The sequence below is a fragment of the Pseudomonas sp. P108 genome, from assembly GCF_032613195.1.
In the GTDB taxonomy this organism is placed as follows: Bacteria; Pseudomonadota; Gammaproteobacteria; order Pseudomonadales; family Pseudomonadaceae; genus Aquipseudomonas.
Genome location: NZ_CP126691.1, coordinates 2,451,577 through 2,473,126 on the forward strand (window position 1 = coordinate 2,451,577; position 21,550 = coordinate 2,473,126).

Annotated in this window: 21 protein-coding genes; 6 read left to right on the plus strand and 15 right to left on the minus strand. The window is 60.0% G+C overall.

Annotation, left to right across the window (positions count from 1 at the left end; translation table 11 throughout):
* Positions 1-76: 76 nt before the first annotated feature.
* Positions 77-448 carry a DUF6124 family protein gene (locus tag QOM10_RS10760; protein ID WP_316918006.1) on the plus strand — a complete coding sequence of 124 codons (372 nt, stop codon included), beginning with the start codon at positions 77-79 and terminating at the stop codon, positions 446-448.
* Between the two features lie 154 nt (positions 449-602).
* A complete protein-coding gene (locus QOM10_RS10765) occupies positions 603-806 on the plus strand; it encodes an antitoxin (protein ID WP_316918007.1) in 204 nt (67 codons plus the stop codon).
* 84 nt (positions 807-890) lie between these two features.
* On the opposite strand, the gene QOM10_RS10770 is transcribed toward QOM10_RS10765, so the two are convergent.
* From QOM10_RS10770 to QOM10_RS10795, 6 genes are all read right to left on the minus strand, one after another.
* The gene (locus tag QOM10_RS10770; RefSeq protein WP_081265248.1) at positions 891-1,184 is read right to left on the minus strand and encodes a type II toxin-antitoxin system RelE/ParE family toxin; all 294 of its coding nucleotides are present in this window, start codon (positions 1,182-1,184) and stop codon (positions 891-893) included.
* The gene (locus QOM10_RS10775) at positions 1,165-1,371 is read right to left on the minus strand and encodes an antitoxin (RefSeq protein WP_081265247.1); all 207 of its coding nucleotides are present in this window, start codon (positions 1,369-1,371) and stop codon (positions 1,165-1,167) included. Before QOM10_RS10775 ends, QOM10_RS10770 begins: the two co-directional genes overlap by 20 nt.
* Before the next feature lie 310 nt (positions 1,372-1,681).
* Entirely contained in the window at positions 1,682-3,133 is a 1,452-nt protein-coding gene (locus QOM10_RS10780) for a curlin (protein ID WP_160039239.1), read from the minus strand.
* Positions 3,134-3,160: 27 nt separating this feature from the next.
* Complete coding sequence (locus tag QOM10_RS10785) at positions 3,161-3,625, minus strand: curlin (protein WP_316918008.1); 465 nt, start codon at positions 3,623-3,625, stop codon at positions 3,161-3,163.
* Between the two features lie 73 nt (positions 3,626-3,698).
* The gene (locus tag QOM10_RS10790) at positions 3,699-5,927 is read right to left on the minus strand and encodes an Ig-like domain-containing protein (protein ID WP_316918009.1); all 2,229 of its coding nucleotides are present in this window, start codon (positions 5,925-5,927) and stop codon (positions 3,699-3,701) included.
* A 35-nt stretch (positions 5,928-5,962) separates the two neighbouring features.
* Positions 5,963-7,309, minus strand: a complete 1,347-nt coding sequence (locus QOM10_RS10795; protein WP_150774456.1) for a hypothetical protein — start codon at positions 7,307-7,309, stop codon at positions 5,963-5,965.
* A gap of 423 nt (positions 7,310-7,732) precedes the next feature.
* Here QOM10_RS10795 and QOM10_RS10800 point away from each other — a divergent pair, with 423 nt between their 5' ends.
* The 3 genes from QOM10_RS10800 to QOM10_RS10810 all read left to right on the plus strand — a co-directional run bounded on the left by QOM10_RS10800 (position 7,733) and on the right by QOM10_RS10810 (position 12,381).
* Complete coding sequence (locus QOM10_RS10800) at positions 7,733-9,181, plus strand: ATP-binding protein (protein WP_316918010.1); 1,449 nt, start codon at positions 7,733-7,735, stop codon at positions 9,179-9,181.
* A 283-nt stretch (positions 9,182-9,464) separates the two neighbouring features.
* Complete coding sequence (locus tag QOM10_RS10805) at positions 9,465-10,958, plus strand: sensor histidine kinase (RefSeq protein WP_316918011.1); 1,494 nt, start codon at positions 9,465-9,467, stop codon at positions 10,956-10,958.
* Positions 10,927-12,381 carry a sigma-54 dependent transcriptional regulator gene (locus QOM10_RS10810; protein ID WP_316918012.1) on the plus strand — a complete coding sequence of 485 codons (1,455 nt, stop codon included), beginning with the start codon at positions 10,927-10,929 and terminating at the stop codon, positions 12,379-12,381. Before QOM10_RS10805 ends, QOM10_RS10810 begins: the two co-directional genes overlap by 32 nt.
* Before the next feature lie 150 nt (positions 12,382-12,531).
* Here QOM10_RS10810 and QOM10_RS10815 read toward each other — a convergent pair whose 3' ends face one another.
* From QOM10_RS10815 to QOM10_RS10825, 3 genes are read right to left on the minus strand one after another with little or no spacing between them, the layout of a single operon-like run.
* The gene (locus tag QOM10_RS10815) at positions 12,532-12,879 is read right to left on the minus strand and encodes a hypothetical protein (RefSeq protein WP_127926671.1); all 348 of its coding nucleotides are present in this window, start codon (positions 12,877-12,879) and stop codon (positions 12,532-12,534) included.
* A gap of 56 nt (positions 12,880-12,935) precedes the next feature.
* Entirely contained in the window at positions 12,936-13,244 is a 309-nt protein-coding gene (locus tag QOM10_RS10820; protein ID WP_127926672.1) for an addiction module antidote protein, read from the minus strand.
* Between the two features lie 2 nt (positions 13,245-13,246).
* A complete protein-coding gene (locus tag QOM10_RS10825; protein ID WP_038369612.1) occupies positions 13,247-13,540 on the minus strand; it encodes a type II toxin-antitoxin system RelE/ParE family toxin in 294 nt (97 codons plus the stop codon).
* Positions 13,541-13,745: 205 nt separating this feature from the next.
* On the opposite strand from QOM10_RS10825, the gene QOM10_RS10830 reads away from it, so the two are divergent.
* Positions 13,746-14,543 (plus strand): class I SAM-dependent methyltransferase, encoded by a 798-nt coding sequence (locus QOM10_RS10830; protein WP_316918013.1) that lies wholly within the window; start codon positions 13,746-13,748, stop codon positions 14,541-14,543.
* Positions 14,544-14,679: 136 nt separating this feature from the next.
* On the opposite strand, the gene QOM10_RS10835 is transcribed toward QOM10_RS10830, so the two are convergent.
* The 6 genes from QOM10_RS10835 to QOM10_RS10860 form a co-directional block, all read right to left on the minus strand.
* On the minus strand, positions 14,680-15,372 hold the full coding sequence (locus QOM10_RS10835) for an N-acetyltransferase (RefSeq protein ID WP_316918014.1): 693 nt from the start codon (positions 15,370-15,372) through the stop codon (positions 14,680-14,682).
* Positions 15,369-16,559 carry a GNAT family N-acetyltransferase gene (locus QOM10_RS10840; RefSeq protein ID WP_316918015.1) on the minus strand — a complete coding sequence of 397 codons (1,191 nt, stop codon included), beginning with the start codon at positions 16,557-16,559 and terminating at the stop codon, positions 15,369-15,371. The genes QOM10_RS10835 and QOM10_RS10840 overlap by 4 nt, the downstream gene beginning before the upstream one ends.
* Positions 16,560-16,563: 4 nt before the next feature.
* Positions 16,564-17,253 carry a GNAT family protein gene (locus QOM10_RS10845; RefSeq protein ID WP_316918016.1) on the minus strand — a complete coding sequence of 230 codons (690 nt, stop codon included), beginning with the start codon at positions 17,251-17,253 and terminating at the stop codon, positions 16,564-16,566.
* Between the two features lie 68 nt (positions 17,254-17,321).
* Positions 17,322-19,241, minus strand: a complete 1,920-nt coding sequence (locus QOM10_RS10850; protein ID WP_316918017.1) for a hypothetical protein — start codon at positions 19,239-19,241, stop codon at positions 17,322-17,324.
* Positions 19,238-20,545 carry an oligosaccharide flippase family protein gene (locus QOM10_RS10855; RefSeq protein WP_316918018.1) on the minus strand — a complete coding sequence of 436 codons (1,308 nt, stop codon included), beginning with the start codon at positions 20,543-20,545 and terminating at the stop codon, positions 19,238-19,240. The genes QOM10_RS10850 and QOM10_RS10855 overlap by 4 nt, the downstream gene beginning before the upstream one ends.
* Positions 20,542-21,543 (minus strand): polysaccharide deacetylase family protein, encoded by a 1,002-nt coding sequence (locus QOM10_RS10860; protein ID WP_316918019.1) that lies wholly within the window; start codon positions 21,541-21,543, stop codon positions 20,542-20,544. Before QOM10_RS10860 ends, QOM10_RS10855 begins: the two co-directional genes overlap by 4 nt.
* Between the last annotated feature and the right edge of the window lie 7 nt (positions 21,544-21,550).

Here is a 21,550-nt window from a genome sequence, read left to right on the forward strand (position 1 = left end):
GCCTGCGTACAGCTGCCACCCATTTTTCCTGGAAGTCGAATGGGCCAGCTGCAACTATCAATGAGAGAGAATCACCATGAAAAAACCAACACCCAACCCCCCAGAACCAGACACCAACACCACATCCCCCTACGCCTCAGTCGACAGCAAAAAACTCCACGAAGCCGCCGACCGTGCCCTCGATTTCTACCTCAACCCCACACCCCACATCATGTCCAGCGCCAACGAGCCGGAACCCATGTACCTCGCCAATCCCAGGTACAACACCGAATCCCTGCTCGCCAACGCCAGCGAAACCCTCGGCTCGGCCAGCGAAATGCTCATCAACTTCGCCGCCTCGCTGGAAACCTCACACCGCAAGACTGCACTGGGCATCGCTCAAGTCGTCATGCTGGGCGAACTCGCCGTCAATCAAGCGCTGGATCACGTCGAGTTGAAGGATGGCTGATTGATCGTTCCCACGCGGAGCAAAGGAATGCAGCCCTTAAAGCTCTGCGTCAAATTCGCGAGTTGGAACGCGGAGCGTCCCGAGAGGCATTCCCATGCAGAGCGTTGGAACGATCAAGAACAGAAACCGCGTTTACACTCAGTCCGGAGGCACCATGGATCCCCTGTTTTCCTCAACCGTTCCAGAGTTCGAAAGCGAAGAACAAGCCGCCAGCTACGACCGTTGGCTCTGTGCCAAAGTCCAGAAATCAATCAATGACCCGCGCCCCAGCATTCCGAATGAGCAGGTAATGGCAGAGATGAAGGCATTGATGGCTGAGCTACGAATCAAGCATGAGGCTCGTGAGGCGTTACGCTAGGAGGATCCGGCTGCTACAGGTTGATCGATCCCAATAAAAAACCGCGCTCCTGAAGGCAGCGCGGTTTTTTTGTTGATGAATGGCTTAGAAAGAATCGCGTCGCGGATACTCCTGACGCGCATGCAGAACGTTCACGATCTCGATCCGATCTGTCACTCGATAAATGATCAGATAGCTGGAATTTACGACGATCTCCCGAGTGCCGGTGATCCGGCCTGATCGATAGAGATAGGGATGATCAGGAAGATAAGCTATGGCCTTTCCAACTGCCTTCAAGATCTCCTTGGCTGCCCCAACATTCCTTTCGACTATGTATTCGAGCACTGTTACCAGCTTCGCCCGCGCTTCGGGCCTCCACTCAATCGGCCTCGAAACCATTGTCTTTTGCCTTGATCAAGGCATGTATCTCGGCCATTACGTGTTCATGCGAAAGATTCGGGCGGGGATCATCGAGAGACGCTTGTACTTCCGCCCTGAACCAACGGTCATAACTCGCAGCCTGTTCTTCAGGATCAAGGTCCGAGACGACTGGGCACAGTGGGTCAATCATCTTTGGGTCGATCATGGCACCTCCGGGATCAATGCCTGGAAGTCTATTCGGTAAGGGGAATGTTGTCGTGGTTGTCTGGATGAATTGCACGTTGGTCGAGCTCCGTTGGGTTCAGGTTGTCCCGAAAAATCCTAGTCCTTGCGCTTCCGACGGCCAACCGCCAGAGGTAGTAGGAAAACGTGCAGCTTTTCCAGAAGCCATTCCTTTTTCTGTAGGACGTGGCTGATCTGAAGCTTTAAAGAACGCGTGTCGTTGATCGGTCCTACGGACACAAAAAAACCGCGACCCCCTCACCAGAGAATCGCGGCCCATCAACACCCAACCTCTACTGCTGCAACACCGTCGCCTGGTTAGCCGACCCAAACTGCTGAATATTCGCCGTCTGCGTAACCCCACTCTGATCCACATTGGCAATGTTCCCCGTGCCGCCCTGGGTCACATACGCCACGTTCATCGTGTCCGCCTGTTTCACCGTGATCATGTTGTCACTGCCATACAGCTGCGCGGTATACGCCTGGTTCCCCGACCCGGACTGATCAAACTCAGCACTGTTCCCCGTGCCATTCGACGAACCCTGCACCAGGTTGCCAGTGCCGCGCTGATCGGAAATCAAAATGTTGTCGCTACCATTCTGATCAAAATACAGCTCGTTATACGACTCAGCCTGACTGACCGTGGTCTTGTTGCCAGTCCCGGTTTGATGCGTGGTCATAACTTGCCCAACGCCATCCTGAGTGAAGCTGGCGATGTTGCCATTGCCCGCCTGAGTAACTGTCGCGCGTTGGCCGCTGCCGAACTGGCCGCCGGATTGCGGGCCTTTCCAGTTGCTGGCGTAGACCTTGTTGTCGTTGCCCACGGAGGTGGCGCTGAGCACGTGGCTGTCGCCGTTCTGGTAGGTGAAGTGCACGTTGCCGTTACCGACCTGATACAACGCCAGTGTCGAGTTGACCGATTCGAATTGGTCGGCGTAGATGGCGTTTGTATTCCCGACCTGGGTGACGGCGGCGGTGTTGTTTTCGCCGAAGCTTTGGTCGACCACGGTTTCGTTGCTGTCGCCGTACTGGTTGACGGTGGCTTGGCTGGCCAGTTGCGCGTCCTGCCAGATTTCAGTGCCGTTGAGGTTACCGAACTGGTTGATGGTGATGTTGCCGCCAGTGCCGTTGCGCTGGTCGCCGTAGGCGTAGTTGCCTTCGCCGGCCTGGTTGATGCCGATCTGGCCGCCGTTGTGCAGCACTTGTTCGGCGGTGCCGTAGTTGGCCGTGCCGTATTGGGTAATCACTGAACTGTTGCCGCTGCCTTCATAAAGTTGCTCGATGTTGGCTTCGTTGCTGTCGCCGAACTGGAAGGTTTTGCCTTCGCTGCCGTTCTGCGAATCCTGATAGATGAACGAGAAGTTGCCGGTGCCTTGCTGCTGTTGCAGCGCGTTGTTCGGTGAGCCGAAGCCCAGCGACTGGCTGGCGTGGGCGGTGTTGAAGGCGCCGACTTGTTGCTGGGTGATGGTGGCGTTGTTTTCGTAAAGTTGTTCCGCGTAAGCCGCGTTGTAATCGCCGACTGCGTCCTGGGTGATCACGCTGGTGGCGTGATCTTGCACGGCGGCGGCGTCGTTGCCTTGGCCCAGCTGGGTTTGGGTGGCGGTGCTGAACGGGGCCTGGGTCTGTTTCACGTCGGCGATGTTGGCGGTACCGACCTGGCTTTGGTTGGACAGGCTGTCGTCGGCCATGGCCTGGGCACTGATCATGACCAGGATGGCGGCGGTGAGGGGCGTCAGTTTGAACATGATGAACTCTCCGATGATTGGCAGTGCTTAGCGATATTGCTTGACCGAAACGCTCATGCCGTTGCCCGACTGGGTCACGGCGCTTTGCAGCCCCGCGCCGGCCTGCTCGATGCTGGCGTCGTTGTTGTTGCCGTTTTGCGAAATCTGCGCGCGGTTATGGCTGCCGTTTTGGGTAATGGAGGCGGCGTTGCCGGAACCGTTCTGGTTGATCAGGGCCATCAGGTCGCTGCCCTGTTGCAGGATGTACGCCTCCTGATTGCTGCCCGACTGCACGATCTGCCCGAGCAGCGACTGACCGTTCTGTTGCAGCAGGGCGACGTTGGCCTGGCCGAGCTGGTCGATCAGGGCTTGCTCACCCACCGGTGGGGGCAGTTCGCCGAGGTCGCTGCTGGTCGGGGCCAGGTCGTCGTTTTCCATCAGGTCGTCGGCGCGCACGCTCGCAGTGCTGCACAGCAGGAGCAGGCAAAGCAGGGCGGCGGTCGGCGTGTTCATGGCGAAAATCCTGTGTGGCGTTATCCGGTTGCGAAGCACGCCCCAGCCACCCGCAAGTGGCTGGGGCGCAGGCCTACAGCGTGGTCACCGAGACCGTGCGCACGGTGCCTTGGGACGAGCGGATCGTCGCGGTCGGGTTGGCCGATGGCACCACCAGCGTGTTGTTCAGCGTCAGCCGCCAGCGTCCGGTCAACGGCACCGTGGTGGTGCCAAGGGTGACCAGCCCGGAAGGGGTGGTGACCTGCACGGTGATGGTGTTACCGGTGGTCACTGACGAGGTGCCGGTGAAGTCCCAGTTGAAGCGCCCGCCGGAGCGTGCCTGCACCGTTGACGCGGTGACGGCGAAGGTTTCCGCTGCTGGCCGTGGCGAGACTTGCACCGTGACCGTGGCCGGCGTCGACAGGGCACCGAAGGCGTCCCGGGCGATGTAGGTGAAGGTCGTGGTGAATGCCGTGGTCACGGTGGCCGGTGGGGTGTAGGTGATCACCGTGCCGTCAGTGCTGACCGTGCCGCGTCCGGCGGCGGGTTGGGTCAGGCTGTTGACGGCCAGCGGTACGTTGCCTTCCGGATCGGTGTCGTTGGCCAGCACGTTGATCGGGATCGCAACACCAAGCGTGGCGACGCTGTCGGCGACGGCGGTCGGTGCCTGGTTCGGTGCAACGGTGATGGTTACGGTGGCCGGGTTGGCCGAGGCCAGGCCTTTGGCGTCCTGCGCTTTGTAGGTGAAGGTGGTGGTCAGTGGCGCGTTGACCACCGCTGGCGGGGTGTAGACCACCGATGTGGTGCCGTTGAGCGCGACGCTGCCTTGGCCGGCGGCTGGTTGAGTCAATGCGGTGATGCCCAGCGGATTGTCACCATCAGGATCGCTGTCGTTGGTCAACAGACTGAGGGTGATCGGCACGCCGAAGCTGGTGCTGCCGCTGTCGGCGTTGGTGATTGGCGCTTGGTTTTCACCCGTGTCCGGCGCGCTGCCGACCACGACGACCGCTTCGGTGTCACCACCGCCAGCGGCAGATTTCACCGTCACGGTGGCCGGTGGCTGAGTCAGGTCGGCGACGGTGATGCGCTGCAGGGTGCCGGTCTTCGACAGACGCCCGTATCCCTGGGCAACCATGTCCGGGATCGCCACTTCATCGCTCGATGTCGCTTCGATCAGCAAGCTATGGTTGGCCCAGTTGTAGCGAGCGGTCTGCACTTTCACCACGTCGGTGAGCTTGGCCGACACGGCCGTCGGACGCGTGGTGCCGGCGGGGTTGGTGGCGGTCACGACGATTACCGGAGGTACCGCGCCAGTGCCCAGTCGGTGGCCGAAGAACAGACCATTGTTGTCACCCAACAGACTGGTCTGGCACGGCGTTGGCGGTGGGCCGGGCAGCAGCGCCACGGTTTCGCGGAAGCACAGGGTCGAGCTGTTACTGGCCTTGGCAAACACTTCGGCACGCACGCCAGCGGCGGTGCGGCGATAGGTGGCGCGGTCGATTTCCACCTGGGTCTGCTGACGGTTGTCGAGCACTTTGCCGGACAGGCTGAACACGCTTGACTGGATCGTCCCGGCAGGCCCGGTGATGCGCAGGAAGTTGGTGTTGAACGGGCTGCCGGTCACCGCTTCGTTGAGGTTCGGGTCGCCGACGAAAGTTTCCGTGGCGCCGGTGTCCGGGTTCACTTCGGTGTACGGACCGTTGACGCTGCGCAGGAACGGTCCGATAGCGCCATTGACGGCACCGGTGAAATTGCCCGGTGCGCCGATGCCGATGTCGCGGGTGATGTTGATCGCGCGGCGTCCGGGTGCGGTGACATTGACCGTCTCGACGCCATACGGGTGCGTGATGGTGTAGGTGCCGGCAACGGGTACGTTCACCCGGATGCGAATCCGCGCAAAGCTTTGCTGATCACCGTCCGCGGGATTTTCCGAGGCGAATGCCGCTTCGATCCCGGCGACATAGGCGTCCACACCATAACCGGCAGCGTTGTCGGCAATCGTGGTTTCGGCCAGGAACCAGAAGGCTTCCGGCGGCCAGTTGTCTGGGAAAATCATCGGCTGGGCGTCGTCGTAGATGCCTGGCTCGGCCAAGAGAATGCACATGTAGGCCGGCGGCGTGGTCGCGGCAACGCGCGAACTGGCAGCACGCGACTGACAGAGCTCCATCGATAGCTGATTTTCGTCCTGATACCACATCGGGAATTTCCCGGTGGCGAAGGTGTAGGGACCGGGGTCGACGGCGGCGAGTTGCGCGTAGGCACTGCCGGTCAGCGAGAGAGCGAGCCCGAGCGCGTTGAGCGCAAAGCGTGGCCACTTGTTCATGATGCCTCCTGATGCGGATCTGGGCATGTGAGCGTTCATTGCACGATGACCACTTCTTCGGTATCGCTGCCGCCGTTGGACGACGTCACGCGGACCTTGGCCGGCGGTATTGGCGAGATCCCGGTGGCGAGGGTTTTCACTGCGCCGTCGCCGCCCAGCGCACCAATGGCTGCACCGCTGCCGGAGGTGGCGGTGAGTACGGGTGGCGAAGTTTCGTCACTGGTCGAGGCCACCACGGTGAGTTGTCCGGAGCTGAGGCTGTATTGCGCGCTCTGGATCACCACCAGATCGGTGAGGGTCATGGGCAAGGTGGTCGGCGTACTGCTGGCGATGGCTAGGTGGTTGTCAGCAGTCACCTGCAAGACGCTCGGCAAGGTCGGGTTGGCCGACGATTGCGCGTACCAACTGCCGGTGGAGTTGGCCTCGGTCATGTTCAGCACCGGGGTGCTGCTGGTCACGGCGACAGTGCCCGGCGCGGGCGGCGCGAGAACGAACACGTCTTGTTGGGCGACCGGCGCACTGGTTCCCGCTTTGCGCGAGTAGGTGCTGCGCTGGGTGATCATTGGCGTTGGCCGGACCACCGTCGACAACTTGCCGGAGACGGCGAACACGTTCGTTCGCAGATCGAGGCCGTTAGGGCCTTCGATGCGTACGTAGTTAGTGTTGAACGGGCTGCCGGTGACTGCCTCGTTGAGGTTCGGGTCGCCGACGAATTGTTCGGCGGCACCGGTCAGCGGGTTGGTCTCGGTGTACGGGCCGTTGACACTGCGCAGGAACGGTCCGATGTCACCCTTGAGCGCGCCGTCATAGGTTTTCGGCGTGCCGATACCGATGTCGCGGGTCATGTTGATTGCGCGCCGCCCGGGGGTGTCGATGTTGAACACGTCGACGCCATACGGGTGGGTGATGACATAGGTGCCGGCGGTCGGTACATCGACGCGAATGCGGATTCGGGCGAAGCTGACTTGATCGCCCTCGACCGGCTCTTCAGCGGCGAATGCGGCTTCGATGGCGCTGACGTAGCCCAGATCAATTCCCCGGGCGGCGTCGACGAGGGCCGTTTCGCCGGTGAACCAGAACGCTTCGTCGGGAAAGTTTGTCGGGAAGACAATCGGTTGGGTGTCATCGAACACGCCGGGGGTCGGCAGCAGCGAGCACATGTACGACGGTGCGCCGGGGGCGCTGGGTACTCGGGAGCTGAGCGCTTTGGACAGGCACAGATCCAGGGTGCGACCGTGGGAGTCCTGATACCAACTGGCGAAACCACCGTTGGCCGGCGTGTACGGGCCCGGATCAACAGCAAACAAAGCGGCCTGGGCAATGCCCTGGGCCAAGGCGCTCACGACCAGGATGGTCGCGGTTTTGGACAGTAAAGGGTGCATGAGTTAATCCCTCTATCAAAGTACCTGCCCCTTGGGGATGGGTCAGTTGCACAGGGCCTGTACACCTTCCATGCCAAGGTGTGGTGAATGGGCGGCAGAGGGCCGGATTAGAGGGGTTTGCAGGTGTGAGGTTGGGGTTTGTGGCCAGCGGGGAAAGGGCGTCATTCCCCAGAATCGGGGACGGTGGGGATGACCATCATTGCCCGCCGTACACAAACCCCCTGTAGGAGTGAGCCTGCTCGCGATAGCGGTGTGTCTGTAATGAAAATGTCGACTGGCCCACCGCGATCGCGAGCAGGCTCACTCCTACAAGGGATTAGCGGTGTCTGTGGGATCAACTCAACCGGGGCGATATCCCCGCAACCGGGCAAACCCCCACCCGTGGGCTATAACCCTATAGGGACGTATAGAGAAGTCGCCGCCATGAACATGCAGTCGAAATCGCTACCGGTCGAGGAGGGCAATCTGCGCTTGAGCTCGCGCAAGCAGTCGTTCAACCTGCTGCGCTGGTTTTCGCTGATCAGCATGGCGGTGATTGGCACGGTGGCTGTGGCCCTCGGCGCGGTGTCGACGCGTTTTGTCATTGATGAAAGCGTGCAGCGCGATGCCTTGCTCACCGCGCAGTTCATTCAGGCGATCGCCTCGGCCGAGGTGCGCCATGTGTCGATTCCCAATGTGCGGACCATGGGCGAATTACTCGATCCGCGTCAGGACATGCACTTTCCCGACGTCAGTCCGCAAGCCCGGGCCGATGCAAGGGGCGAGTTTCTCGATCACATCGAACACTTGCCGGACGTGATTCTCGCCAATATTTATGCGCCCGACCGCCAGGTGATCTGGTCAACCAACCCCGCGCTCATTGGCACCAACATTCATGCCGATGAAGATCTCGATCGCGCCTTTAACGAAAAAATCCCGGTGTCCGCCAGTTATCACGACGTCGACAAGGCCCGCGAAGAACAGAAATTCATCACGCCGCCGGACTACATCTTCATCGAGAACTACATCCCGCTGTTCGACGCTGAGGGCAAAAACGTCACGGCGATGGTCGAGATCTACAAGGAACCCAAGGATCTGATCGCACGCATGGAGCGTGGGATGGTGCTGATCTGGCTGGCCACCGCGCTTGGCGGCGGACTGATCTATTTGGGCCTGTACTGGATCGTGCGGCGTGCGGCGATTCTGCTCGCCGCCCAGCAGAAACAACTTATCGCCAATGAAACCTTTGTCGCCTTGGGCGAGATGTCTTCCGCCGTGGCGCACAGTTTGCGCAATCCGCTGGCGACCATTCGTTCCAGCGCTGAACTGGCGCTGGAGTTCGACGCCGGCCCGGCAGAGAAGAACATCAAGGACATCATTGGCCAGGTCGATCGCATGTCGAAATGGGTACGCGAACTGCTGCAATCGCTGCGTCCGCTCAACGATGATCCGGAACCGGTGAATCTGGTGGCAGCGCTGCACGAAAGCCTTGTCGCGTTTGAACAGCAGATCGCCAGAGCCGGCGTGCAGGTGGTGTTTCATCCGCAGCACACACCCATGGTGCTCAGCCAGCCTGTGCAACTGACACAGATCCTCAACAGCCTGCTGGCCAATGCACTGGAGGCGATGGACAAGGGCGGCACGCTGACCGTCAGCCTGGAACCGAGCGAAGAGCGTGGCGTGTGCGTGGTGCTCAGCGACACGGGTAAAGGCATGAATGAGGAACAACGCACCATGGCCTTCCGGCCGTTTTTCACCACCAAGTCTGGCGGCCTCGGAGTCGGTCTGGTCCTGGTCAAGCGCATCATGGAGCGCTTCGGCGGCGGCGTGACCCTCGACAGCCGCGAAGGCGAGGGCACCACGGTGCGCCTGGCCTTCCAACTCGTCTCTTGATCCACAGTTTCCCCACCAATGGGTGTCAGGCCCCAGTCAACGGGAAAGCACAGCCTGGCCAATTGGCTGCAAACGCCGACGCTCGCTGCTCCATGAGGAACTGGCGGGAGAATTGCACAACCCCATTACCCTGCCTCGGTGGCAGCCTGTCGCGCATTCGCAGCAGCTCCGGTGAATGGTTTTCAGTAGCGGCAAACTAGCATCACTGAGCCGTGTGTCGCGGTCAGAGCGACCTACACTGAAGGCAGTCATCGACTCGATACAAAATCTCCAGGGCATTCCCATGCAGAGACTGGAAACACAAAAATCATCTGCGCCAACCTTGGCGGCTGCTGCCTGCAAGGGCTGGCGCGAGCAGTTCAATTTGCTGCGCTGGTTCTCGCTCGCGAGTTTTTTTATCATCGCCGCCGTGGCGTTGGGGCTGGGTTATATCTCCACACGCTTCGTGGTCACCGAAAGTGTCGAGCGCGATGCGCTGCTCACCGCGCAATTCGTTGAGGCCATCGGCGCGGCGGAAATGCGTCACGCGAAAATCAATCCGAACCGGACGATGGGCGAAATGCTCGACCCGCGCCAGGACAACCACTATCCCGATGTTGACCCGGCGTTACAGGCTTCGGCACGCACCGAGTTTCTCGATCACGTCGAACACTTGCCGGACATTTTGCTCGCGACCGTTTATGCGCTGGATCGCACGGTGATCTGGTCAACCAACGCTGAGCTTATCGGCGTGCACATCAAGGATGACGATGAGCTCGACGAGTCATTCGAGATGAAAGTGCCGGTGTCCTCCAGCTACCACAAGATCGACGATGAGAAACCCGAACAGCAAATGTTGCGCGAACCGAAATACCTGTTCATCGAGAACTACATCCCGATGTTCAACGCCGACAAAAGCAAAGTCGTCGCGATGGTTGAGGTCTACAAGGAGCCGGCGGATCTGGTCGATCGCATCGACCGTGGGTTCGCCTCGATCTGGGCGGCGACTTGCTTCGGCGGTGCGGCGATTTTTCTCGCGTTGTTCTGGATCGTCCGCCGCGCGGCGAAATTGCTGCAGAGCCAGCAGCAACAACTGATCAGCAACGAAACCTTTGTCGCCCTCGGCGAGATGTCCTCGGCGGTGGCGCACAGCCTGCGCAATCCACTGGCGACCATTCGTTCCAGCGCCGAACTGGCCCAGGAGGTGGCCAGCCCCGGCGCGCAGCGCAACATCGGCGACATCATCAGCCAGGTCGATCGCATGTCGCGCTGGGTGCGCGAATTGCTCGTGTCACTGCGGCCGATGAATGACGACGGCGAGGCGGTGGATCTGGTGTTGGCGGTTGAAGATACCTTTGGCGCATTTGATGCATTGATTAAACGCAGTGGCGTCGAAGTGCGATTCAGTCCGCAAAACTGTGCGCCGGTCGTCAGTCAAAAGGTGTTGCTCACGCAAATACTCAATAGCCTGTTTGCCAATGCCCTGGAAGCCATGCCCAAGGGCGGTGTGCTCAGCGTCGAATTCGAATCGCCGCAGCCGGACCGCGTGCGCATGACCCTGAGCGACACCGGCAAGGGCATGAGCGCGCAGCAGCAACTGTTGGTGTTCAAACCGTTTTTCACCACCAAACAGGGCGGCCTCGGGGTTGGCCTGGCGTTGGTCAAAAGAATCATGGAGCGTTTTCAGGGCTCGGTCGTTTTGACCAGCAAAGAGCAGGAGGGAACCCGCGTCAGTCTCAACTTCAAAGTGGCATCGGGAGGGGAATATGGAACACAGCATTCTGCTGGTCGAGGATGACGAACTGTTGGCCGAAAATATTCAGACCTACCTGGAGCGCAAAGACTTCGAGGTGACGGTCTGCCATTCGGCCGAAGACGCGCTGGGGCAACTGGAAACCTTCATGCCCGACATCGTGCTGACCGACAACTCGCTGCCGGTCATGAGCGGGCACGAGCTGATCCAGAAGCTGCGCATCAGCGCGCCGGATCTCAAAGTGATCATGATGACCGGCTACGGCAACGTCGAAGACGCCGTGGTGGCGATGAAGGAGGGTGCCTTTCATTACGTGACCAAGCCGGTCGCATTGCAGGAACTGAAACTGCTGCTCGACAAGGCCCTGGCCACTGAACGAATGGAGCGCACTCTGTCGTTCTATCAGGAGCGCGAGGCGCAGAAATCCGGGGCGCAGGCGCTGATTGGCGACTCGGCGCCGATGCAGTATTTGAAGAACACTATCGGCCAGTTGCTCGACGCCGAGCGACGCATGGCCAACACCGATCTGCCCCCGGTTCTGGTCGAAGGCGAGACCGGCACCGGCAAAGAGTTGGTGGCCCGGGCATTGCACTTCGACGGCCCGCGCAGCAAAGGCCCGTTTATTGAATTCAACTGTGCGTCGATCCCGTCGAATCTGGTGGAGTCGGAACTGTTCGGCCATGAGAAGGGCGCGTTTACCGATGCCAAGGACCGCCGGGTCGGGCTGGTGGAAGCGGCGGACGGCGGCACGCTGTTTCTCGATGAAATCGGTGAGATGGATCTGCTGTTGCAGGCGAAGATTTTGAAGTTGCTGGAGGATCGCACCATTCGCCGGGTCGGTTCGGTGAAGGAGCGTAAGGTCAATCTGCGGGTGATCAGCGCGACCAACTGCAACCTTGAGCAGATGGTTCAACAGGGCAAATTCCGCCGTGATCTGTTCTTCCGTCTGCGGATCATTTCGATCAAGGTGCCGCGTCTGTATGCACGGGGCGATGACATTCTGTTGCTGGCGCGGCACTTCCTCGCCAGTCACGGCAAACGCTATGGCAAACCGAATCTGCATTTCAGCCAGCAGGCCGAGGAGTTGCTGCTCAGTTACACCTGGCCGGGCAATGTGCGCGAATTGCGCAACATGCTTGAGCAAACGGTGTTGCTGGCGCCGAGCGACACAATTGCTGCGCATCAATTGAACGTGTGCATGAGCCTTTGTGACGAGTTGCCGCCGCAGCATCAGCATCAGCATCAACATCAACACCACGAACCTGTGTCGCCCTACGAACCGCGTCCGGCGAGCAATATGGAGTCGATGAACCTGCCGGAAGTCGAACGCGACATGGTGCGCAAGATGCTCGACAAGACCGACTGGAACGTCACCAAATCTGCACGCCTGCTGGGCCTGAGCCGCGACATGCTGCGCTACCGCATCGAAAAACTCGGCCTCGCCCGCCCGGATAAACGGCAGTGGTAGCCCAGGCACACCGCATTTCCCCTGTGGGAGCGAGCCTGCTCGCGAAGAGGCCATGTCAGCCGACATCAATGTTGACTGGTCCACCGCATTCGCGAGCAGGCTCGCTCCCACAGGGTTTTGTGGTGTCTGGTTAATACTTGGTCGTCAGAATCAATGCTGCTGCCGACTCAAACACTCCAGCACACAACCCGGATCCAGCACCTCGTCATTCACATAAATCCCGCGCTCGGCATCGTACGTGCGGATAAACACCCGCACCGTCGCATCCGCCACGGTCGGCAACTGCGAATCGGAGAATTCATGGTCACCCGGAAGCACCACAAAATCCCGCGGCGCCGTATCGTCGTAAGGCTTGGGCGGCGTGGAACTCAGTGAATACGGAGCCGGGTGGGCGAAGGGCTGGTTAGGCCCGTAATAATTGAAATTGCTGTCCAGCGCTTGCGCCTGTGTGGCAGCGAGCAGACAGCCGGTCAACAACAGCCGAGCGAGCATATGCATGGCGGCACCTGCGAGTGCGGTTTTCCCCAAGGCTATTAACTATAGCTGCCCGACATTCAAACAACCGGGTGATTGATCGCATGCCCCGGCTGTGCGTAAAGATCGATGCCGAGGGCATGCATAACTTTCAAAACCGTTTCGAAGCGAGGCTTTGCGCCGGGCGCGAACGCCTTGTACAGACTTTCGCGACCCATGCCAGAGGTTTTGGCTATCTGCGTCATCCCGCGCGCCTTGAGCACATAGCCGATTGCGCGAAGAAACTCTTCGTTATCCCCGTCTGCAAGAACCTGGGACAGGTATTCGCTGATGGCTTCGTCACTGTCCAGCAATGCTGCCACGTCGAAAATCGTTAACGTCTGGCTCATGGTTAAACCTCCTTAGCCATTTTTTGTGCGCGTCGGATGTCTGCGCTTTGTGAAGACTTGTCGCCTCCAGCCAATAGAACGATGACTGCACCGTTACGCATCGTGAAATACACCCGATAGCCTGCACCCACATCTACGCGCATTTCAGATACGCCATCACCCACCGATTTAACATCGCCGAGATTTCCCGTTGAGGCCCGATCAATGCGGCGGGCGATGGCCACCTTGGCCCGCAGGTCTCGAACCGATTGGTGCCAAGCCTGGAAGACGGCTGTTTGTCGAATAAGATAATTCATTGCTCGACTGTATCCAAGTAGATACAGATAGGCAGTCAGCCAAGTCTTCTAACAAACCTTGAAAAGTCGTCGGTACTTGTAGGCGAGAGTTTCCTCATTTGTAGGAGTTGCCGCAGGGTTTGGCTTACAAGTTTGCAACAACCGCAATTGCCGGGCTGATCTAGACTCGGATCCGCTCAATCACGAGCATCGTCCGGAGTGCGCCATGGAAGTGCCCAACAATAAAACCGCCATCGAGAGCAATCGACAGGCGTGGAACGATTCCGCCCGCCATCACCAGGATTCGCCTGATTGGCAGGCTTTACTCGGCGAAGTTGCGCAGGCGGATTTCTCATGCCTCGATGAGACCCTGAGCGGGTTGCTGGAGGTCGATGGTAAGGATGTGATTCAACTGGGTTGCAACAATGGCCGCGAGAGTCTGTCGCTGTTTGCGCTGGGTGCCAGAAGCGTGGTCGGTGTCGATCAGTCGGCGGCGTTTCTCGAACAAGCCCGCGAGCTGAACAAGCGTTCACCGCACAACGCTGAATTCATCGAAACCGATATCCATCATCTGCCGGCGTCTTTGCACAATCGCTTCGATGTGGCGCTGATCACCATTGGTGTTCTCAATTGGATGCCGGACATCGGCGAGTTCTTCCGCCACGTCGCGTCGACCCTGAAACCGGGTGGCAAACTGGTGATCTACGAAACCCATCCGTTCCTGGAGATGGTCGATCCCGACGCTGAGGATCCTTACCGCCTCGCCAGTTCGTATTTTCGCGCCGAGCCGTTTGTGCAGGAAGAGCCGATTGTGTATGTCGGCAAGGTTGAACAGCAGTCGGCGAAGTCGTATTGGTTTGTGCATACGCTGGGGGCGATTTTCAGTGGTGCCATCGGGGCAGGGCTGAACATTGCGCACTTCAGGGAGTATGCGCATTCGAATCGGGAAGAGGTGTATGACCAGTATTTGAATCGAGAGGCGCAGATGCCGATGTGTTTTACCCTGGTTGCCACCAAGGCCTGAATTCTTGATCGCGACAACCGGCCTCTTCGCGAGCAGGCTCGCTCCCACATTGGTTTTGTGTACTGCACAGATCCAGTGTGGGAGCGAGCCTGCTCGCGAAGGCGGCCTCGCCACCGCTACAAATCCTGAGATTGAATCAAGCCTGCGCCGCCACTGTCACTGCCGGTCTTTCCGGCTTGCGCAGTGCCTCCAGTCTCGAGTTGCTGTAGTTCGATTCGCGGAAGAAACGCCAGTGCCCGAACAGGTCGTAAACATGCGTGATATGCCCTTGTTCCTGATAGCCCAGGCGAATATGCATCTTCAGGGCCTGTACATTGGCGTTGTCGCAGATATCCACGACTTTTTTGAAGCCTCGGGCAGACATGACTTGCCAGAGTGCGGTCTGTGCATCGACGGTCAAGCTACTGCCGAAATAGTGCCGGGTAATTTCGGCACCGAACTGAAAGTATTCACCGGGCTTGACCGGGAACGTGCAGCGGTAGAAGTGGCGGTCGTAATAGTCGCGAGTGCTGGCCCAGACGAACCCGACGGTGTGATCGTCCTGGTCCAGGTACATGTGCCCCGTATGTCCTTCAGCGGCCAGTTCGGCCATGGTCTCCACGCGGTCACCAAAGTACTTGCCGAATGCCTTGGCGTTGTCCTCGGTGATGTCGACTCTGCGCAAACCTTCGCAGGGGCGCAGTTTGTTCGGGGCAATCGGCGTGACCAGGTCGCGCTCCATCCACAGCAGTTCACGGTGAGCGAACACGTAACGTTTCCACAGCGCGCCAAGGGTGCGGCGCAGGCCTTTTTGTTTGATGCGCAGAAGCAGATTTTCGATGACGCTCATGATGCCCTCCGAGGCGATAGCCCAGGTGTGTTGGATGGTGTTGCCGGTTGAATTTCGGATGTGTTCGCCGCTGTCGAGTTGCCGGCACGCGGTGCGCGCCATTTTTGCAGGGCCGGTTTGACGTGGTGCCAAAGGCGTAGCCCCAGGCCCAGTAGCAGACCGCTCGGGCGCCATGAGTAGAAACTCCAGCGCCAGTGTTCCAGTTGCCCGGTCATGCGTTCGTGCAGTTGATGGCTGGAATTTTCCAGGCTGACCCGCGACGCATCGATCCAGCGCCAGTGCTCATCCAGCCCCCAACGAATCCATTCCTCCAGCAATACCCGGCCACTACCGAGGTCGGCGTACTGCGGCAAAAACGCCAGGTTGTAATCGTAGAGCCGGCCCTGTTCGAGCAGACCGAGGCGATAGCTGATGCAGCGGCCGTTCAGCTCCAGCGTCACGACCCGCACCAGGCCTTGAGCGGCGAGGGCGGTGAAAGCGCTTTGCATCCACTGATGACTGCGTTCGGTGGCGAAAATCCCGACGCCCTCGTCACCTTTCCAACTGACCGACTCGACTTCCTGCAGCGCTTCCAAAATCGTAGGCATCGACAGCGCATCGGGGATGATTCGCCGCACTTGCGCACCGCATGCGGCAATCCGTTTGCGTGCCCGACGCAGCTTGTAGCGCGGGTCACCGGAGATCTCCTGATGATCGGCGTCGCTGATCAGATGCACCGGCACCCGGCAACTCAGGCGTCGTTCAGCCGTGGAACTGCGCGCCATCCATTCGGTGAGCGCACTTTCTTCACCGGCAGGTTCCGACAGTTCGTTGAGTTGCAGCAGCGCATGGGGCAGATGCTTACGGATCAGCACCAGCGCCTTGTGCATGTCTTCGCTGCCGAGCAACGACAGCAGGGCCAGGCGATCGGCCATTGGATAACCCAAGTGATGCAAAACGCGAAACGGTACGCCAGCGAAGCGTTCGCGGCTGGCCACCAGTGGCAGGCACAGCAGCAATTGCTCGGCTTCCCAGCCGAGCAGAATGTGCAGGCGCTGATCCTCGCCCAGGGCCTTCTCTGCCGCGCACAACCAGCCGAGGTTGTTGAACGGCGTGTGGTCGGCCACGCGCGGGCGCAGTGCTTCGTAGGCCGTCGCCGGGAAGTCGGCAGCGCACAGGGACGTGCGCCATTCGAATCGCATCACCATGGGTTCAGGCCGCCGTTGCTTTGACAGGTGGACGGGAAGTTTTACCCAGCGCCGCCAGACGCGAGCCGCTGTAGCGGGTTTCGCGATAGAAGCGCCAGCGGCCGAACAGCGTGTAGATATTCATGATCCGCTGTTGTTCGGTATAGCCCATGCGCAGGTGCAGCTTGAGCGCCGGGACGTTGCTCGAGTCACAGACATCGACCACTTTGCGGCAGCCTTTCAAGGCCATGGCTTCCCACAGGCGCAGTTGCAGATCTACCGACAATTCGGTGCCCCAATAGGCACGGGTCAGTTCGCCGCCGAACTCGAAAAATTCGCCGGGTTTAACCGGGAACCGGCAACGGTAGTAATGCCGATCGAAATAGTCGCGCGGCGTGCCCCAGATAAACGCCACGGCATCGCCTTTGTCGTCGACATGCATATGCCCGGTGTGACCGTCACTGGCCAAATCGGCCATGACTCCGACGCGGTTGCCGAAGTGGCGGGCAAAGGCGCTGACGTTGTTTGCGGTGATCTTCATCATGCGCAGTGGCGGGTAGGGTTTGAGGTTGTGCGGCGGCACGGGGCTGACCAGATCGCGCTCCATCCACAGCAGTTCCTGATGGGCAAAAATGTACATTCTGCGGATCTTCGCCAAGGTCGCTCGCAGGCCTTTACGACGGATATGTCCGCTGAGTCTTCGCAAAACATCCATGGTCTCTTCTCCTGTTGAAGGTCCCACGCACAGCAAGACGCTCGCGGGACAGAACATCGAAGGGCGGTTCATGAAGCGCTCCAGTTCAGGGCAAACAGGGTTTGCCCCGGTAATTCGAAACGAATGCGCCCGTTTTCGCAGGCAAACGGTATGTCGCGGCTGCGATTGTCAGCGCCGAAGAAACGCAAGGCGCTTTGGTTCAGCGGGCACTTGGCGCCGCTCAGATCAACGCGTTGCAGGCGCGTGCCTTTGTTCACCCCGAGCAGTGCGCGCTGCTCGTCGCCGGCCATCGCCAGGACATCCACCTCAAAAGCGTCGTTATCCAGTTGCAGGACTTGCGGCAGCCAATGCCGGGCGATGAATTGCTGGGCAAGGCCCACCGGTTTCAATTCAAAACGACCGTTGTCCAGCACCCGCACCATGCCCTTACCGTAGGGCGGTTCGTCGGCCGCCTGAAACCAGTTGAGCATGCTTAGCAGGCCGTCCTGAGAAGCATTGATCACCACCGAGGCCCACCACAGCGCGGTGTAATGGGTTTCCTGATCGTAGGGGCTCAGGGCTGAGCCACTGGACAGATTGGTCTGATCCAGCAGCAACGCTTTGCGTGGCTGACCGTTAGCGTCCAGCCCCACCAGGTCTGCTGCGCGGCGTACGCTGTCGCGGTAGACCCGGGTCGCCAGCAAGTCGCGAATCATCCATTCATGCCAGGCCAATGCATCGACCTGATCGGCGGATTCACTGAGTAGACGCCGCGCCCAATCGATGCCGCGCTTGTCCGCTGCGTTGCGGGCTAACGGCCCGTTGATAAAACGTGAGCTGGCCGGCATGGCGATGCGTACGCCGGCCTTGGCATTGGCCGGATCGCTGCGCACCTGGCGGGCCATGCTGACAAAAATCGCCCGATAATCTTCGTAGCTCGAATAGTTCAGGTTCGGCTCGTCGGCGAAACCGATGTAATGCGTGCCTTGACCCTCCAGGGCACGAGTGCCGGCGAGCCATGCCTCAAGGCCGTTGTTGCTTTGCACGTCGGCACGCAGATCGGCCCGACGCCCGGTGCCAGCGAGCAGGGTGATGTCCTGGCGGATGCCGAAGCGAGTCTGATAGAGCTGACGAACCGGGTCTGCGAAACGGGTATTTTTCGAAGTCACGTCAACGTAGCTGTAATAACTCGCCGCACTCGGTTTCAAGGCATCCAGTGCGGCATGACTGGCCGTGGGCGGCATGAGATTGGGCAGGGCAATGCCCAGATCGGGGGTGCGACCGATGACCTTATCGTGCAGGGTCAGGCGTACCTGGCCCGGCTCTTCACGCAAGGGCTGGAGCTGCTGCGGATTTTGCGCAAACAGATTGGCCGTGCCGTCGAGCCAGAATGCCGCTTTACCGCTGCCCTGCAGGCGCAAGCGCCAGACTTGGGGCTGGTCGCTGACCGGCAAGGCCACTTGGTCGAATTGCCAATAGGCGCGGTAAGGCTTGAGGGCCAACGACCGTTGTTGTCCATCGTCCATGCGCTCGGCTTGCAGCGCGCTGACCCCGCCATGGTATTTGCCGTTCAGCACCGCGTGTTCTCCCGGTGCCACTTGGAAAAACAGCTCATCGCCATTGCCGGTTTCGACACTGAAATGCACTTTGGCCGGGCTGAACAGCGCCACTGTTTTATCGTCATGCTCGACGCGATAACTGCGGAAGCTGTAGCCGGGAATCTCCAGCCGATAACTGGCAGCCCCGGGCAGCAACGGCCAGCTCTGCGAACCGCGAGTTTCGCTGGCTTTGATCAGCCGTTCACCCTGCAACTTGCCCTGACCGTCGAGCAGATAAATATGCTCTTCATTGGCCTCGGCCTGCCACGCCGGAACCCAGCGCACTGTCACGGTGTCCGGGCGATCTGCTTGCAGATACAAACTGCCGTCACGGATATCGCCCCACTGCATCGGCGCCGCGAAGGCGTTCAGCGTCAGGCCGAGTCCGAACAGCAGGGCCAGGCGTTTCATGCTGTCTTCCGACGTTGCAGCATCAACCACATCGGGCTGAGGTCGCTGGGCAGGATGATCAAGGTTTGCCAGAACGGCACGTTGCTCAAGCGGCAATAAAGCACCAGCATCGCCACCGTCACCGCCAGATAAGCGATTGATGACGCCGCCGCTGCACCGACAATGCCGAAGGCAGGAATCAACAGCAGATTCAGCGCCAGGTTGAGCAGCGCGCCGATGCCCATCAGCAACGACACCGTGCCGGGGCGATCCTTGCCAATCAGATCCAGGCGCAGAATGCTCGCATAGCACAGGCCCAGCAGACCGGGCAGCAAGGCGAGCAGCGCCGGATACGCCGGTTGATACGCCGCACCGAACAGGGTGACGATCAGCCATTCGCCGATCACTGCCATGGTCAGGCAGGCGCCGAGCATCACCGTGGCGGTCAGGCGCAGCGCCAACGGCGTGACCTTGTCCATGCCTTTGTCCTGTTGCAGCAGTCGCTTCATCAGCGGTGTGGTGACTGCCTCCGGAACGATCAGCAACAGTTCGGCGGCGGCGCTGGCCATGGCGTAGTGGCCGAGCGCGGTACTGCCGAGGAGGGCGCCGATGAACAAGTAGTCGGAGCGCAGAATGATCTGTTGAAACAGCAGGTCCGGATGGCTGCGCGCACTGAATCGCAGCAGTTCGTTCTGGCTCGCACGGTCCCATTGCAGTTGCAGCGGTTGTGCGCGTTTGAGCCACATCCAGCCGACCAGCACCACCAGGCTGATGCCGGCCAGCCAACTGATCAGCGCGGCTTCGAGTGCTGCCTCCTTCCACATCCAGAACAGCGCGACAAACAACAGCAGCGGCGCGAGGGATTCGATCAGACGCAGAACATTGAAGGCGACCACGCCGCCCGATGCGTTGTGCAAGGTCAGCAAGCCGCTTTTAAGCACGGTCAACGGCACCGCCAGCAGCAACAGCCACGCCAGCAGACCGAGCTGCATCGTCACATCGAGTTCGCTGCCGAACTCACGGGCCAGCGCGACCACCAGCAAGGTCAGCAGCCCGGCCAGAAGACAACCGAACACCAACACCTGAGCGAGCAACAAGCCCATCGGCCGCTGATTGGCCGCTTGATAACCGACTGCCGAATTCAAGCCGCCGCTGGTCGCCGCGCTGATCAGATCCGGCAAGGTGCTGAGCAGGGCGAACAAACCGCGTTCACTCGGGCCGAGAATCCGTGCCAGCAACACATTGCGCAGCAGGCGCAAGGCGATCATTGCCAGTTTGGTGCCCATGCTCAGGGCCAGATGCTTGAGGTAGCTGCCGCGACTCATGGCCGTGCCCCGCGATAAATGCGCCACGACAACAGCGCTGGATTGCACGCGATGCGCTGACTGATGCCGAAGCGCGGTAGGTTCAGCGGGTCGCCTTCGCCGCGATAAATGCCGGTGCCGGTGCCGAGGGCGAACGGATAATCGTGATTGGCGATCTGCTCGCGCACGCGTTCATCGTTGTCGCCGTTGGGGTAGCAATACACCGGCAGTGGGCGGTTGCAGCCGTTGTACAAGGCATCGCGGCTGCGGCTGATTTCTTCGTTCAGGCGCTGATCATCAAGGCCGGTGAGGATGGCGTGGCTGGCACCGTGCGGGCCAAAGCGCACCAGACCGGAAGCCTCCAGCGCGCGCACTTGATGCCAGTCCAGCGCTTGCGGCTGTGATTCGGCTGGGCACTCATCGGTGAGTTTTTCCAGTTTCTGCGGGTCAAGCGTCTTCAACCCTTGGAGGAAATGCAGCAGCGCCAGGCTGCGGCGGTCGACATCGATGTCATCGAGCAGTACCGGCAATGGGTGATGCATGAACTGCAGGCACTCGATCAAGTGCATCCGCGCTTTTTCCCCGTGGCTGCCCCACAGGGTTTCGCCAAGGCTTTCCCACCAGAAACGCTGACGGCTGCCGATGAAATCGGTGGAGAGGAAAATGCTCGCCGGCACCTGATGTTTCTGCAGCAGCGGGAAGGCGTTGACGGCGTTGTCGCGCCAGCCGTCATCAAAGGTCAGCGCCACCCGTGGGCGCTCGCTGCGCAGCGAATTGGGCTGGAGGATTTCCATCAGCGGCACGCAATCGAAATGCCGACGCAGCCACAGCAGTAAATGCTCGAAGGCCTTGGGCCCGACGCACAGTTCATTGCGGTGCGGGAGGTTGGCGGCACGGTCGTTGGCCAGCACCCGGTGCAGCATCAGAATGACCCCGGCACCGTGCAACTGGTTGCGGCCCACTGACGAGTTGAGATAGAGCCAGCCGCTGGTGCGTTTTAGCAGTTGTTTGATCGCCATGGCATGA

What these genes read in the sequence shown, in the direction of transcription:
- QOM10_RS10850 (WP_316918017.1), bottom strand. Translation starts at nt 19,241, where the DNA reads ATGAAACGCCTGGCCCTGCTGTTCGGACTCGGCCTGACGCTGAACGCC.
- QOM10_RS10820 (WP_127926672.1), bottom strand. Translation starts at nt 13,244, where the DNA reads ATGAGCCAGACGTTAACGATTTTCGACGTGGCAGCATTGCTGGACAGT.
- QOM10_RS10770 (WP_081265248.1), bottom strand. Translation starts at nt 1,184, where the DNA reads ATGGTTTCGAGGCCGATTGAGTGGAGGCCCGAAGCGCGGGCGAAGCTG.
- QOM10_RS10830 (WP_316918013.1), top strand. Translation starts at nt 13,746, where the DNA reads ATGGAAGTGCCCAACAATAAAACCGCCATCGAGAGCAATCGACAGGCG.
- QOM10_RS10845 (WP_316918016.1), bottom strand. Translation starts at nt 17,253, where the DNA reads ATGGATGTTTTGCGAAGACTCAGCGGACATATCCGTCGTAAAGGCCTG.
- QOM10_RS10805 (WP_316918011.1), top strand. Translation starts at nt 9,465, where the DNA reads ATGCAGAGACTGGAAACACAAAAATCATCTGCGCCAACCTTGGCGGCT.
- QOM10_RS10835 (WP_316918014.1), bottom strand. Translation starts at nt 15,372, where the DNA reads ATGAGCGTCATCGAAAATCTGCTTCTGCGCATCAAACAAAAAGGCCTG.
- QOM10_RS10775 (WP_081265247.1), bottom strand. Translation starts at nt 1,371, where the DNA reads ATGATCGACCCAAAGATGATTGACCCACTGTGCCCAGTCGTCTCGGAC.
- QOM10_RS10795 (WP_150774456.1), bottom strand. Translation starts at nt 7,309, where the DNA reads ATGCACCCTTTACTGTCCAAAACCGCGACCATCCTGGTCGTGAGCGCC.
- QOM10_RS10855 (WP_316918018.1), bottom strand. Translation starts at nt 20,545, where the DNA reads ATGAGTCGCGGCAGCTACCTCAAGCATCTGGCCCTGAGCATGGGCACC.
- QOM10_RS10765 (WP_316918007.1), top strand. Translation starts at nt 603, where the DNA reads ATGGATCCCCTGTTTTCCTCAACCGTTCCAGAGTTCGAAAGCGAAGAA.
- QOM10_RS10760 (WP_316918006.1), top strand. Translation starts at nt 77, where the DNA reads ATGAAAAAACCAACACCCAACCCCCCAGAACCAGACACCAACACCACA.
- QOM10_RS10815 (WP_127926671.1), bottom strand. Translation starts at nt 12,879, where the DNA reads ATGCATATGCTCGCTCGGCTGTTGTTGACCGGCTGTCTGCTCGCTGCC.
- QOM10_RS10790 (WP_316918009.1), bottom strand. Translation starts at nt 5,927, where the DNA reads ATGAACAAGTGGCCACGCTTTGCGCTCAACGCGCTCGGGCTCGCTCTC.
- QOM10_RS10780 (WP_160039239.1), bottom strand. Translation starts at nt 3,133, where the DNA reads ATGTTCAAACTGACGCCCCTCACCGCCGCCATCCTGGTCATGATCAGT.
- QOM10_RS10860 (WP_316918019.1), bottom strand. Translation starts at nt 21,543, where the DNA reads ATGGCGATCAAACAACTGCTAAAACGCACCAGCGGCTGGCTCTATCTC.
- QOM10_RS10810 (WP_316918012.1), top strand. Translation starts at nt 10,927, where the DNA reads ATGGAACACAGCATTCTGCTGGTCGAGGATGACGAACTGTTGGCCGAA.
- QOM10_RS10800 (WP_316918010.1), top strand. Translation starts at nt 7,733, where the DNA reads ATGAACATGCAGTCGAAATCGCTACCGGTCGAGGAGGGCAATCTGCGC.
- QOM10_RS10840 (WP_316918015.1), bottom strand. Translation starts at nt 16,559, where the DNA reads ATGGTGATGCGATTCGAATGGCGCACGTCCCTGTGCGCTGCCGACTTC.
- QOM10_RS10785 (WP_316918008.1), bottom strand. Translation starts at nt 3,625, where the DNA reads ATGAACACGCCGACCGCCGCCCTGCTTTGCCTGCTCCTGCTGTGCAGC.
- QOM10_RS10825 (WP_038369612.1), bottom strand. Translation starts at nt 13,540, where the DNA reads ATGAATTATCTTATTCGACAAACAGCCGTCTTCCAGGCTTGGCACCAA.